The following is a 12,887-nucleotide window of genomic DNA, read 5'->3' as shown; positions in this document are numbered from 1 at the left end:
CCGATTGGAAAGAGGCCAGTACTCCTGGCAGCTGGCCCGACCAAGCCCGCCCTGGTGCCGACCCCCGCACCGAGCACGGCCAAGACCGCGATCGATGACGCCATCAAGGCCGGCGGTATGACGTGCCTTCATGGAGACGCCGACGCCAGCAGGACACTCGCCGCGCTCCGCAGCACCGCACGCGAGCAAGTGATCTGGGCATGGCTCGGTTTCCGCTCGTACGCACCCTGCGCGAAGACCTCTTCCGCGCCCTGAGGATGGACGGGCCCGTGCCCCGCAAGCAGCCGAGGTGCTGATGGAAGTCCGATCGAGCGCGGCATCACGTCACACGACTTACTCCGGGGGCGCCATGAGCGACCTCGTGCCACATGCCGGTGAACAGCGCACATGCTCATTCCGGGCAGCTGTATCACAGCGGCGCTGGCAGATGCCGTGAATCCCATCAACGCTCTGGGAGAGACGAGCGTCGACCTTCTGGTGTGCGGGCCCGGCCTGCACGAGCCACCGTCATGGGATCTGCTGTGTACTCCGCGGCGTCCGCCCGTCAGGGTGGTCGTCGACAGCCGTGATGACGTCGGATTCACGCGTGCTGCCCTGCAGATTTACAACCCGGCGGCAGGTCACCTGGTGGTCCATCCCGCTGAGCCCCACCGTGAGCGACAGGTGTGGGACGAGCTGAGCCAGGCCTTGGGGGAGGGGCCACCGCCTCCCGAGGGGGCCTCACTGGTTCATGGGAAGCGTGAGCACAAGGCTGCCTACGCCGTGGCCCGGACCCGGGCCGCCCGCACGGTGACGTTGCTGCGCACCCATCTCATGCACATGGGCATGTGGACCGACCTGGTCCATCTGCACCGCACCACCCGGGTGGCACTCATCCTGGTCCACCACGCCGAACTCCCCGAGGACCTCAGGCATCTGCTGCAGCACTGCGACCACCAAGTGACCGACACGATCGGGGGCATGAGGACGCTTCACTGCGTCCCGCAGCTCGGTGTATGCCCCTGAACACCACCCATACTCAATGAAACAACAATACGTTGTTTCATTGAGTAATGAGGTAAGCTGGGCACATGGCACATGATGCTCGCGATGAAGCCCGGCGGCGGTTGTCTGCCCTCGCGGAGGGCCCAACCGCTCAGTGGGGTCCGGCGCGCAGCCTGGAACGCGATGCCGTCCTGCTGGGGCGGCTGCTGATGACTGCCGCCAACTACCAGCAAACCGGCGGCCGTGCGGCGGACGTGACCCCGGATGATCTCGGTGCGGCGCTTAGCTTGTTCGAAGACATGCGGCATCAGCTGGACCGGTTGGAGTCCCAGGTGGTCATCGAAGCCAGGCGCCGTGACATGGACTGGCGTCAGATCGCGCAGCATCAGGGGCTGAACTCGCAGCAGGCTGCTTCGCAGCGTTATCAGCGGCTGATGACCCGCCTCGAAGAGATCCGCCAGGGCGTCAGGTAAGAAGGGGAAAGCCCAGATGACGGACCAGCCGCAGGAACTGTTCGCCGCTGTCGACTCGCTGCTTGCCGCCGTCGACGACGGTACCGTGCTGCCTTTGCCGGCCGAGCGGGTAAGACTGCGTGAGGCGGCCGGGCTGACCCGGGCCGCCATCGCCCAGGCGCTCGGTACGCGGGTGCCGAGCATTGAGGCGTGGGAGGCCGGCCGGTCCGAGCCGACGGGGGAGCGCCGCGAGGCATACCGCCATTTGCTCGAGGGGCTTGCTCAGCGCCATCCCGCCCCCTCGCCCTCCAGCCGGCCCGCAGCCCGACCGAAACCGCCTTCTGCGCCCTCGACCCAGAACACACCGGCGCCGACGGCACGTCCTGCTCGATCGAGCGGACCAACGCGTGCTGCCGACGCACGGTTTCCCAACGGGCCGCTGGCGGTGCTGGACGGGGACGGCACCGCCTACTGCCTGGGCGGGGTGCTGCTGGAGTGCCCCGCGGCCACGATCCCGCAGCTGGCTGACTGGGTGGTGCGTCAGTCCGGGCTGGGCGCGGAGAGGCTGCACCGGCACGGCAAGGACTCGGACCCGCTGATCGTCCTCACCGCTCAGGCAACTGCCCGCTTCGGCCTGCCCGCGGAGCTGGAGGACCGCCGGGGCCTGCGCCTGCCCGACGATCATCCCGTGGTGCGTCAACTCGCCCGCGCGAAGTGGAAGCTGACGCGCCGTGGGTTCGGCCTCTGGCCGCGTATCTACCGGCCGGCCCAGGACGGGCGCCGCCAGTGCGTGCAGCTCGCCGTCCTGCCCTGGGGCGCCCTCGACGCCCGTTCCTGGGGGACAGCCGACCAGCTGGAGCCGGCTGAACTCGCCCGCCTGCTCGGCACCTACGCCACCCGCGTGCTCACCCCGTGCGGCTCCACCGCAGTCACCGGACTGGAACTGATGACCGCGCTGCGCCCGCCCACCCGCGCGGTGAAGGACTCCGCCACCGGCAGCTGGGTGTCCGGCCCGATGCCCGGCTCGCTGACGGAAGCGGTGGAGTGCGCCCCGCCCGAGGCCCCCGACGGACATCCGGCCGTCGCCGCCCTGTATCCCCGCTTCCACCAGCGCACCCCCGACCAGATGCTGGACGAAGAGGCCTACCAGTGGGCGAGGCCGCTGACAGACGAGGAATGCATGAAGCCCTACGTCGTCGGCATCGACGTCAACATGGCCTTCGCCGCGGCCGCCAACCGGCTGACCGTCGGCCTGTCCGCCCCCGTCCACGTCCACCGCCCGGCCTTTGACGCGAAACTGCCCGGCTCCTGGCTGGTCGACCTCTCCCACATCCGCCTCGACGAGCGACTGCCCAGCCCGTTCACCCCCCACGGCGAGCCGCCCCAGGGCCCGGCCTGGTACGCCACCCCGACCGTCGCCTACGCCGTCGAGCTCGGCTACCCCGTCGCCCCCCTCGAGGCCTACCTGCGCTACGAACACGGCCCCTACCTGGACGCCTGGTACACCCGGCTACGGGACGCCTACGTCGCCACGATGGCCGGCCTCGGCGTCACCCCGGGCATGCCCGAAGAGCAGTTCCTGGCCGCGATGGCCGGCTACCAGCAGACCGATCCCGTCCTTGCCGCGGTACTCAGCGCCGTCAAGGCCACCGTCAAGGGCGGCATCGGCAAACTGCGCGAGCGGGCCCGCAGCGGCGGCTGGCGGCCGGGCGAGGCGTGGCCCGCCCTCGCCCGCCCGACCTGGCGCCCCGACATCCGCGCCGCCGTCATCGCCAGCGCCCGCACCAACATGCACCGCAAGATGCTCAAGCTCGCCACCCACGCCGGCCTGTACCCGGTCGCGATCCTCTCCGACTGCGCCGTGTACGCTTCCGACGGCCCCAGCCCCCTCGACTTCCTGCCCTACCAGGACGGCAAGCCGCTGCCCGGCGGCTTCCGGCTCGGCGTCTCACCCGGGATGGTCAAGCACGAGGGCACCCAGAGCGTGCTGTGGGCAGAGGGCCTGCTCGAGGAATACGGCCCGGATGTGAACATCGCCCGGCACATCAAGACCGGCATCGTCTCCGGCCAGGACGAAGGGGAGTAGGCACCGATGGGCATCCTCGCCGACAGCCTCGACAAGGCCGACGCCGCGCACTTCACCCGCCCCCTGCCGAAGTCGGCCCAGAAGCAGATGCAGTACCTGGTCAAGCAGACCAAGGGCACCCAGGCCGCAGCCGCCCTGCTCGGCGTCACCCAGCGCACCGTCGAGCGCTACCTCACCGGACAGTTCAAGCAGCCCCGCCGCGACCTCGCGGAACGGCTCGCCGACGAGGTCCGCAAACGGTGGCAGCCCCGGGTGCGCGAGAGGGCAAAAAAGCAGGCCGCCACGACCGGCGGCATCGTCATCGACACCCGGGCACGCTTCGGGTTCACCGCAGCCCCAGGCACCACCGACGACCCGCGGCTGCGGCCCATCACTCAAGGCCTGCCGCCTGCCTACGCCGCACGGCTCTTCGACGCCCACGCCGCCGGAGCCGCCGAGCAACAGCTCCAGGACATCGTGGCCGAAGGACTTCAGGAGATCTACTTCAAGGACCGCGGACGGCGCGCACACGGCCTGCTGGTGGACTTCACCGACATCGACTACCTCGACGTCGACTACTGACCGGGGCGGTGCTCCTTCCGCGCGCTCCGGCATCTTGAGTCAAAGCGCGATGGTTGTCACATAGGCAGGCTTGTTGTCACCTTCGAGGTTGGGCGCCGGAGTCGGGGGTGTCGGCCGGCTCCATGGTGGTGGGTCGGCGTCCGCCGCAGCAGGCCACCACTACTGTCGCCGTGGAGTTCAGGAAGATCGTGAGCCAGGATGATCTGTCCACCGCGTCGATGGATCCGATACGAAGCGGCTCTTCCCCGGCTCGCCGAAGGATGTCGACACTGTCGGCCAGGCCGTCGATCGTGTGGCCACGTTTCAAGGAGTGGTGCATTCGACCCCGGAAGACGCCCGCGTGCCGGTTGGCCGGGACCAGGCCGTCCCAGACGACGAAGCCAGCCCCGGCGATCAAAGCGTCGCGTGCAGGCCCGCATGCCGGAGTCTGTTCGCGGAGCATGGCGATGAGGTCGTCGCGAGTCACACTGCGCGCCGGCGACTGGAAGACCAGTGATCGGCTATGTGAGACAACTCCAGCGCCTCTCTGGTGACAGTCCGACTGCTTCAACCTGGTTTCTTCGCAGGCTATCCGGTGCCGTCGGTGACAATTACCGAGCCTCGGCACACATCTGCGCCTGAGTGCTCAAGCAACTGGGCGTGATAGACGGCCGGTACGCCCCGCTACCGGTTCAGGGGAGTTCCTCCCCGTAGCGGGCGAGTAGCGTGCGCAGTTCGTCGGCCCTGGCATCGTCGCGACCCTGAAGGCGGTTTTTCTGGTTGCGTTTCCACCGGGCGAGCGTCTTCTCCTGCTCGCTGCCGAGGGTCAGGCTTGGCCGTAGGTGGCCGTGGTCTGTGCCGAAGTCCGTGAGCTGCTGGAACATCGCCTCCCACTGATCGCCGCGCTGGTCCCATGTCCATCCCGCCAGCGCCTCCAGATCGACCTTATGCGCATCCGGGAGCCTGCCACGGTTGGTGCGCCAGGAATTCAGCCAGACTCCGATGGGGTGGCCGTTCCACTCTTCGCGTTGCTTGATGGAGGCGACAGGCCGGCCGGTGGTGGTGACGAATTGCTGCATCACCTGAACCTTCGTCGTGTGGCTGTCACCGAAGGGAGTCCAGGACCAACCGGGTATCCCCTCCAGGGCCTTGAGCTGGTCGTCCGGCAGGTCGCGGCCGTGCGCGACCAGATCTTCTCGCCGACTGCGGAGGTTGTTCGCCCACACGGTGGCCTCGCGGCCCGGCATCGCGTTCTCGCGCTCGTCCGGATCCGTGGCCTCGGCACGCTGGAGATAGGCACGGTATCGGGACCAGAAGCCGGCTTCGTGCGCGGTGCCGCTGGACCAGGTGGGGAGGGTGGCCAGCCGCTCGGCCCGATCCGGCCGCAGGCGTCCCTGGCGCTGCAAGCCCCTCTGCTTGCGGCTCCATCTGCCCAGACTCCGGCCGTCGACAGCCACATCATCGGTGGGGTAGCAGTGGCCGGCATCGGCGGCATAGGCCACCAGGGCCTCGAACATGGAGTCCCAGGCATCGTTGTGCGCCGTGTACTCGATCTTCAGCGCCTGCTCGCCGATCCGTTCGCGGATCCATTCACGCGCCGTCGCGGCACCTTGCGGAGCGCCAAGGGCCCGGTAGCGCTCGGCTGCAGCAGCATCGACCAGGCCGAGCTGCGCCAGGTGGGACGTCGGCTGCGGCCTCCTCGGGCTCGGCGACGAAGCCGACCACGACGTCATAGGCGCTGTCGAGGAGGCTGAGAGGGTCCTCACGGATACGCACCACGGTCCAGCCGGCGGAGCGCAGCCGCTGGGACTTCATGCTGTCCTTGCGCCGTGAGTTGGCGGTCCCGTGGAAGTAGGAGCCGTCGAACTCCAGGACGAGACGCAGGCTGTCGGCCTCGACGACCATGTCGACATGCTCGACGCGGGTGGTACGTATGGCGCCACGGCTGGGGTCGATGGGAAGGACAGTGCTGAGTTCCGCCTTCAGGCGCAACTCCTGCGCGGACGTTTTGACCAGGCGGCAGTCCGGGCAGCCAGTGCCATAGCGCTTGCGGAATCCTCCCGTACGGTTGCCCACGACGGCTTCCCACCCGTCGTGATCGTCAGGGAAGTCCGGGCAGCGCCACCAGACCTTCCGGCTGGCTCCTACCGTGAGTTCATCCGCCGTGATTCCCGACTTCTCGGCGTCCAGCGTTGCGGCCAAGTCCGGCTTCACCGTCGACAACCGGTTCTTGTCCGTGATCTGCACGCTGGCCAACGCCCTTTGCCCTCCACGCGAGCGGTCCCTTTGCGGTCCGCACCACGGCCACCATAGGTGCTGCCCCTGACGAGGGGCGGCGCGATCTTCCTGTCCTCTGCCCGGAGCCGGCCTCAACACCGCGGTGCCTGGTGGCGGCGGGGCCGTACCGCAGGGCGGGCTCGTGCACGAGGTTGGGGCAGGTGCCAAAGCACCTCGTCGGTCTCCCGGTTGTGGTGCCAGGCTCCCAGTGTGCGGGTGGTCACCAGCCGGTCGAGAAGCTCTCCGGTCTGCTGCGGGTTGTGCCCGCACAGGCGGGCGAGGACGTCCATATCGGCGCTGTGTTCGGCATCGACGGACGTGTGTGCGGCCAGCACCAGAGCGGTCAGCCGCAGGGCGGGCGGCGCGGCCGGCAAGGCCAAGGGGGCGGGGCGCAGCGCCCAGTGGGCGGCGCGGCAGCGGGCACGGCGACCGGGCGCCTGGTCCAGGACCGCGGCATCGAGCAGCCGCACCTGCACGGGCACCGGCCTGACGGCTGGCGGCTCCAGCCAGCCGGCGTGGGCCAGCTCCTGCCACAGCTCCCGGTGCCCGCCCAGGCGCATGCCGCGCAGCAGACCCGTCGGCAGCCGGACATGCCCGCGGCTGTTGGTGCGCAGGGCACATTGCAGGCCCAGCAGTCGGGCGGCGGGGGAGGTGAACCGGGGCAGCGCGGCGCCGAGGTAGGTGAGCATCTCCCGCACCCGCAGCCGCTGGTCGGACTCCGCCCGGAGCCCGACCAGCGGCTGCGGCGGCGTGCAGGCAGAGGGAAGCGGCCGGGGAGAGTTGACCAGCGTGTCCGGCACCACGGCGGTATGGCTGGTCGCCGCCGCGCAGGCCGCACAGGTGTCGGCCAGTCGCCAGGTGCGGCCGCTGCGGTCGCGGGTGAGGGCCAGTAGCACCGGCCCGCCGCATCCCCGGCGACGCGGATGCCACAAACAGCCCTGTACCCGGCACTGGCAGCTGCGCAGATACGCCGGCAGTGCGTCGGCGCGGGCATGGCAGGCCAGATGTGCCAGGGCGGCGGACCGCGCGGAGGAGGCCGTAAGGGGAGAGGTGTGGGCGGTGCAGGAGGGGCAGACGAGCGTGGGGCCGCCCGCCCGCGGACGCAGCTCCACTGTCCAGATGCGCCGCACTGCGGCATGCGCGCCACCGAGCCTCATGGGCTGGTCGTCCTCCTGTCCGTTCGCGCCGTGGCGGGGGCTCACCGTGACAGGCCCCCGAGACGGACGCACCGTAGTGCAGTTTCCCGCACTGCGAAGCTCGCTTCACCCGCTCCGCCCCGGCGAAAGTGCAGAAACCCGCACTGACGGGGCAGGGGTCTGCACCGTCGGATGGTGGGGTGACGATCTTGCCGCCCGACCCCGACCTCACTGCGCTGCGCGTTGTGCTCGCGCGCCTGCGGGCCGAGCGCGGCTGGACCTTCGACGAACTCGCCGACCACAGCGGTCTGGCCCGGCGCACCCTCATCGACCTCGAACACGGCCGCACCACCGGCAGTGTTACCACCTGGCACGCCCTCGCCCACACCTTCGATGTGCCCATCGAGCACTTCCTGGGCGCCCTGTGCGAGGACCACATTCCGCCCGGCGCGGCCCGTTCCTGAGCCCTCACTCCGTCCCGTCGTGCACCACGTCATGAATCACCCGATCAGGCATCAGGCATAGAACAACCATCCGCAATAGCGCTCATGCGTGCGGGATCGTTGGGCTGGCCGTGGCAAATCCCTCCGACACGCTGCTCGCGCCTGCGTGTCGCCTGGCACGGTCCCTGCCATGTGCCTCACTCCCGCCCCTGCCGGCCGCCACTGGGACGGCAGCCCCCGCGTCACCCGACACCCCCGCTCCTTGCGGGTGACCGCCACCAGCACCAGCCGCCCGCTGCGCGCTGGCCAGCACGGCCGCTGCCGCCACTGCGGCAACCGCATCGACCTCTACCCGCGTACCGACCAGCGGCCCATCGCCCTGCACCCCGCCGAACTGACCGCCGCTCAGGTCCCCGAATCGTGTCGCTGGCACCTGAGCGGCGGTATCGCCCACCCGCACGGCGACGGCGGCGCCTGGTGCCGCATCCCGCACGCCGTGCTCTGCCCGCGCCGCACCCCCACCTGCCGGATGAGCCCCTGCCTCGAGGCGGCCCGCCGCCAACTCGCCGTCCGTACCCGCCGTCTGACCGACACCGGCGCCTTCACCCCTGCCCCACCCCCCGGCGGCAGCGCACCCGGCGCCGACACCGACGGACCTGACCGTCCCGTCGTGCAGTTGCTGCTGTGCCGCTACGTTGCCGAGCGCCCCGTCGAGAGCCTGCGCTGCGTGGCCCAGACCCGCCACCGTCACCGCTGCGCCAATCCGGTCCTTGCCCCCACCGGCCCGGCCGGGACCTGGAGACTGCTGCCCACCGGCCCCCAGCGAGGCCAACTCGCCCTGCCCGACACCCTGATGGCCGTCTACGACCTGGGCCACTTCCCCTACAGCGAGCAACTGCGCTGGCGCGCCCAGCACTGTCCCACACACGCCGCCGCCCCAGGCGTCGCAGACCTCGCCCTGGCCGGATGGCAGCCCTTCGACCCCCTCCTGCACGCGGCGCACATCCACACCCGCCTGCCCCACCCCCGGGCCCGCCGGCACGGCAGGGGATGACGATGCCGCATCACGCCCTGGAAATCGTGCTCACCCGCCCCCTGTCCCCGGCGGCCCTGCTCCGCGCCGCCCGCGTGCTGCCGCTCGCCGCCAACCACGACGCCACCCGTCTGATGACCCTCGTATCCGCCAAGACCCCCCACCGGGCCGCCCGCCGGCTGCGCCACCGGCTCGGCGCACGGCTGCCGATCGACGTGATCACCACGCACTACCCGGACGCAGACCACAAGGTGCTGCTCAATGTCGCCTTCCCGCCCGCCACGCACGCTGTCCTCACAGCCGATGCCCGCCGTGCGCAGCAGACTCCGGAGCGGTACGTGGAACTGGCCCTGCACCGCGTCCTGGCCGAGCACGCCGACCAGGAGATCGACCGCCTCGACCACGCGGTACGCCAGCTGCTGGCCCACACCACCCCCGCCTACCTGCTGTCCGCCGTCGGACACGCGCTCACCCGGCTTTCCGAGAGGCCCACGCCATGAAACCGACCGACGAACAGACGGCAGCAGCCGACGCCTTCCACGCCGGCGACCACCTCGCCCTGCAGGCAGGCGCCGGCACCGGGAAGACCACCACCCTCGCCCTCCTCGCCCGCACCACCACCCGCCGCGGCCGCTACCTCGCCTTCAACCGGGCCATCGCCCAGGACGCACGAACCCGCTTCCCGAACACCGTCCAGTGCAAGACCGCGCACGCCCTTGCCTACGCGGCCATCGGCCACGGCTACACCCGCCGCCTGAACGCACCCCGCCGCCCGGCCTGGCAGACCGGCCAGGCCCTCGGCGTCACCAAGGCCATCCGCATCGCAGAGCACGACATCTCCCAAAGAGCCCTCTGCCACACCCTGCTGCGCACCGTGGCCAGCTTCTGCCACACCGCCGACGAGGCCATCACCCGCCACCACGTACCCCGCCTGCGCGGCCTGGAGAACAACGATCTCCACACCCAACTCGCCGCCCACATCGTGCCCTTCGCCCGCAAAGCCTGGAGCGACCTGCACAACCCCGACGCCGGCGCGGTCCGCTTCGACCACGACCACTACCTGAAAATGTGGGCCCTCACCCAGCCCAGGATCGACGCCGACTTCCTGCTGCTGGACGAGGCCCAGGACACCAACCCCGTCGTCGAACACATCTTCCTCAGCCAGCGCGACCACGCCCAACTCGTCATGGTCGGCGACTCCGCCCAAGCCATCTACCACTGGCGCGGCGCCAAGGACATCATGACCGGCTTCGACGGCACCCAGCTCGCCCTGTCGAAGTCATTCCGCTTCGGCCCCCACCTCGCCGAGGAAGCCAATCGGTGGTTGGCCATCGCCGACGCTCCCCTCCGCCTGACCGGCACCGAGACCGTCCCCACCGAACTCGGCCCCCTCACCCGGCCCGACGCGGTGCTGTGCCGCACCAACGTCGGCGCCATGTCCCACGTCATGGGCCTGATGACCGCCGGATGCCGGGTGGCGCTGGCCGGAGGAGGAGACAGCCTGCGCACCCTGGCACTCGCCGCCCGCGACCTCAAAGAAGGCCGCCACACCACCCACCCCGAACTGCTCCTGTTCCCGTCCTGGGGCGAACTGCAGGACTACGCCGCCCACGACCCGGCCGGCCGCGACCTGCAGCCCCTGGTCGACCTCGTCGACACCCACGGCACCGACGCCATCCTCACCGCCGTCGCTCAACTCGCCCCCGAGCAGCACGCCCAGGTGACCGTCTCGACCGCCCACAAGGCCAAAGGCCGCGAATGGCCCCGCGTGAAAATCGCGGACGACTTCACCCCACCCCAAGATTCCGACCAGCACGACGACGCGGGCCAGGCCGTACCCGGTCCCATCGACGACGGGGAGGCCCGCCTCGCCTACGTCGCCGTCACCCGCACCCGCACCCGCCTCGACCTCGGAGGCCTGTCCTGGATCCACGACCACCCACACGGAACGCCCTGACGTGTCCCCGGCGAAGCCGCCTTTAGCGTCAGGGAAAGGCAAACTGGAAACGAAAGAGTGTTTCGTCCTTCACGTGCTCCCGCAACGCCTGTCGGCCCGCTTCGGCGACCGCGATGTCCTGGTCACCTCATCGACAGATGCCTGCCGAGACCGGACTGTCACTCACCCCCAACGACGTCATGAGTTCAAGCTCAGTAGATGTCCGTTGCGCAGCCACCTGAGGATATCGCTCTCGCTGACGCTGGTGCGTTCCTTCAATGTCTCTACGGTTGTGCTGGCCAGGATAAAGGGAAGGCATTCTTCGAGCCGCTTGTCCATGGCGTATCCGCTGTAGTCGTTGTAGTAGCCGGAATCAAGTGCTGCGGCCCACGGGGGTATGCGCAGTCGTGTGCCCGCTGCCACGGGGACTGACACGCCTGTGAATGGGCCCTCTCTTGCCTCTGCATGGTCGAAAAATGCGTGACTGTAACCGTCCAGCATCCGTTCGAAGCCGAACTTATCGCGAAGGTGATCTTGGAGGGGTGCGCCCGTGCGTTCACGGCGCCCGAGTACCTCGACCAGCTGGTCGGCGGCGGCTTCCACGTCGGTCGGATCCACTTTGCGCGCGAGCTCCTCCGGTACGGTGGTCCTGTATGCGGCGACTCGGGAGGTGATCGCTGGCGTCCCCGAGAGCATAGATTCAACATGTACATGTCCGAATGCCTCAGGGAAGGTCCCGATAGACAGGGTCGCTGCCCCCAGCGCGTAGTAGTTACTCATGTCGTGTCTCGGAACCCACGAGTGCAGGTGCAACTTATCGGCAATGCCGAGTTCGGCGGCCTGCCGAAACACTGTCGGATACGGCTCTCCCAAACCCTCTATCCCCTGTCCAGGTTCGAAGTCCTCCCAGACTGAGACGAGCAGCCGGACCGAGCGGAACTGGTCTGCGTGCAATCGTTTGCGGAGGAGTTGCACGACAGCCAGGCTCTCGAAGATGCCCTTCGTCGGATCCGGGCGATGCGGATAGAGAATCGGCAGTGCGTCCTCCGGTAGTCGCAGCCGGTCACGCATTTGGTTGACGTTGCCTGGCCGAAAGCGTGGCTCCTGAAAGCCGGTGTTCACGACCCGCAAGGCATTATCGCCAAGCGTTCGGAATCTACGGAGAGCCTCTTTGATACAGTTGCCTACATAGTCCGAATTTGCCACGAGTCGGGCATCGCCCGACTGTATGACCCCCGCCAGGGTATGCGGGTAGAACAGGTCAAAAACTCCTCGCACCAATGGTTTTCCGCTTGCGATGAATTCGAAGCGGAGATTGGAGTCGTGGACGTAGACGGCATCACTCTCGTCGGCTCCGCGCCGTAGGATATCGATGATGCGTGCAAGATGGTATATAGGTGCCTGATAAGGATCACCTCCATCCATGTTGAACGGGAGCACGGGTCGGACTGTCACGCCGGGCCAGAGTTCGAACTCGTCGGCGTGGCTACGGTGCTGTCCGCAGTACACCACTGTGCGCACGCCGATGTCACTCATGTGTTTTAGCAGATCCAGTAGGACTGCTTGCGAACCGTCGTTCAGATAGCCGGGGATCAGGGGACGGGTCTGAAATACCATCAGGCGCCGTCCGCGGTAAGGGGAGTCCAAGCTACTCACTGCGGCCTCGGAATCATTCGTCGGTCCATTGCAGACTCTCCGCGAAGGAGACCTCGGGTTCCCGTTCTAGGGCATGCTGAGGCAGGAATATATCGGGTTGATGCCTGCTGGGATGGTCCGTGGGCCTGGGAACGGACTGAAGCGGAGAGGCAGAGCATGCCAGCTCCTTCACTGGTGATCGCGAGGTCCAGCAATCGTCGTCTCATGTGGGTTGTCGATGGCTCTCTCCCTGCTGGCCTGACGGCACGTGGACGCTCAGCGGGCTTGGACGAGCGGAACCGTGGCGTCCATGCGCGGCACAGTTCGCCAGCGTGCGAGAGATTATGTTACCGGATCGCTTCGCC

Annotated in this window: 13 protein-coding genes; 8 read left to right on the top strand and 5 right to left on the bottom strand. The window is 68.7% G+C overall.

Going from position 1 to position 12,887, the window contains the following annotated elements; translation table 11 throughout:
- Positions 1-432: 432 nt before the first annotated feature.
- The 4 genes from OOK07_RS42995 to tpg all read left to right on the top strand — a co-directional run bounded on the left by OOK07_RS42995 (position 433) and on the right by tpg (position 4,083).
- Complete coding sequence (locus tag OOK07_RS42995; protein WP_266801846.1) at positions 433-1,005, top strand: hypothetical protein; 573 nt, start codon at positions 433-435, stop codon at positions 1,003-1,005.
- 65 nt (positions 1,006-1,070) lie between these two features.
- A complete protein-coding gene (locus OOK07_RS42990) occupies positions 1,071-1,457 on the top strand; it encodes a hypothetical protein (protein ID WP_266593270.1) in 387 nt (128 codons plus the stop codon).
- Between the two features lie 16 nt (positions 1,458-1,473).
- Positions 1,474-3,522 carry a telomere-associated protein Tap gene (tap, locus tag OOK07_RS42985; protein ID WP_266801845.1) on the top strand — a complete coding sequence of 683 codons (2,049 nt, stop codon included), beginning with the start codon at positions 1,474-1,476 and terminating at the stop codon, positions 3,520-3,522.
- Between the two features lie 6 nt (positions 3,523-3,528).
- The gene (tpg, locus tag OOK07_RS42980; RefSeq protein ID WP_266801844.1) at positions 3,529-4,083 is read left to right on the top strand and encodes a telomere-protecting terminal protein Tpg; all 555 of its coding nucleotides are present in this window, start codon (positions 3,529-3,531) and stop codon (positions 4,081-4,083) included.
- Positions 4,084-4,159: 76 nt separating this feature from the next.
- Here the strand turns inward: tpg and OOK07_RS42975 are convergent, their stop codons facing one another.
- The 4 genes from OOK07_RS42975 to OOK07_RS42960 form a co-directional block, all read right to left on the bottom strand.
- Positions 4,160-4,549 (bottom strand): hypothetical protein, encoded by a 390-nt coding sequence (locus tag OOK07_RS42975; RefSeq protein WP_266801843.1) that lies wholly within the window; start codon positions 4,547-4,549, stop codon positions 4,160-4,162.
- 205 nt (positions 4,550-4,754) lie between these two features.
- A complete protein-coding gene (locus tag OOK07_RS42970) occupies positions 4,755-5,615 on the bottom strand; it encodes a helicase associated domain-containing protein (protein ID WP_266802321.1) in 861 nt (286 codons plus the stop codon).
- Between the two features lie 37 nt (positions 5,616-5,652).
- Positions 5,653-6,309 (bottom strand): zinc-ribbon domain-containing protein, encoded by a 657-nt coding sequence (locus OOK07_RS42965; RefSeq protein ID WP_266802319.1) that lies wholly within the window; start codon positions 6,307-6,309, stop codon positions 5,653-5,655.
- A gap of 122 nt (positions 6,310-6,431) precedes the next feature.
- Positions 6,432-7,496, bottom strand: coding sequence for a hypothetical protein (locus OOK07_RS42960; RefSeq protein WP_266801842.1), 1,065 nt, complete (start codon positions 7,494-7,496; stop codon positions 6,432-6,434).
- A gap of 179 nt (positions 7,497-7,675) precedes the next feature.
- Here OOK07_RS42960 and OOK07_RS42955 point away from each other — a divergent pair, with 179 nt between their 5' ends.
- The 4 genes from OOK07_RS42955 to OOK07_RS42940 all read left to right on the top strand — a co-directional run bounded on the left by OOK07_RS42955 (position 7,676) and on the right by OOK07_RS42940 (position 10,908).
- On the top strand, positions 7,676-7,939 hold the full coding sequence (locus OOK07_RS42955) for a helix-turn-helix transcriptional regulator (protein WP_266801841.1): 264 nt from the start codon (positions 7,676-7,678) through the stop codon (positions 7,937-7,939).
- Between the two features lie 169 nt (positions 7,940-8,108).
- Positions 8,109-8,972 carry a DUF6083 domain-containing protein gene (locus OOK07_RS42950; protein WP_266801840.1) on the top strand — a complete coding sequence of 288 codons (864 nt, stop codon included), beginning with the start codon at positions 8,109-8,111 and terminating at the stop codon, positions 8,970-8,972.
- Positions 8,969-9,451 carry a hypothetical protein gene (locus OOK07_RS42945; RefSeq protein WP_266801839.1) on the top strand — a complete coding sequence of 161 codons (483 nt, stop codon included), beginning with the start codon at positions 8,969-8,971 and terminating at the stop codon, positions 9,449-9,451. The genes OOK07_RS42950 and OOK07_RS42945 overlap by 4 nt, the downstream gene beginning before the upstream one ends.
- Positions 9,448-10,908, top strand: a complete 1,461-nt coding sequence (locus OOK07_RS42940) for a UvrD-helicase domain-containing protein (protein ID WP_266801838.1) — start codon at positions 9,448-9,450, stop codon at positions 10,906-10,908. The genes OOK07_RS42945 and OOK07_RS42940 overlap by 4 nt, the downstream gene beginning before the upstream one ends.
- A 177-nt stretch (positions 10,909-11,085) precedes the next feature.
- Here the strand turns inward: OOK07_RS42940 and OOK07_RS42935 are convergent, their stop codons facing one another.
- A complete protein-coding gene (locus OOK07_RS42935; RefSeq protein WP_266801837.1) occupies positions 11,086-12,423 on the bottom strand; it encodes a glycosyltransferase family 4 protein in 1,338 nt (445 codons plus the stop codon).
- Between the last annotated feature and the right edge of the window lie 464 nt (positions 12,424-12,887).

Origin of the sequence: Streptomyces sp. NBC_00078, assembly GCF_026343335.1 — a bacterium.
Taxonomy (GTDB): Bacteria; Actinomycetota; Actinomycetes; order Streptomycetales; family Streptomycetaceae; genus Streptomyces.
The sequence above is the reverse complement of the archived record's forward strand: the minus strand, read 5'-3'. Positions and strand labels throughout refer to the sequence as shown.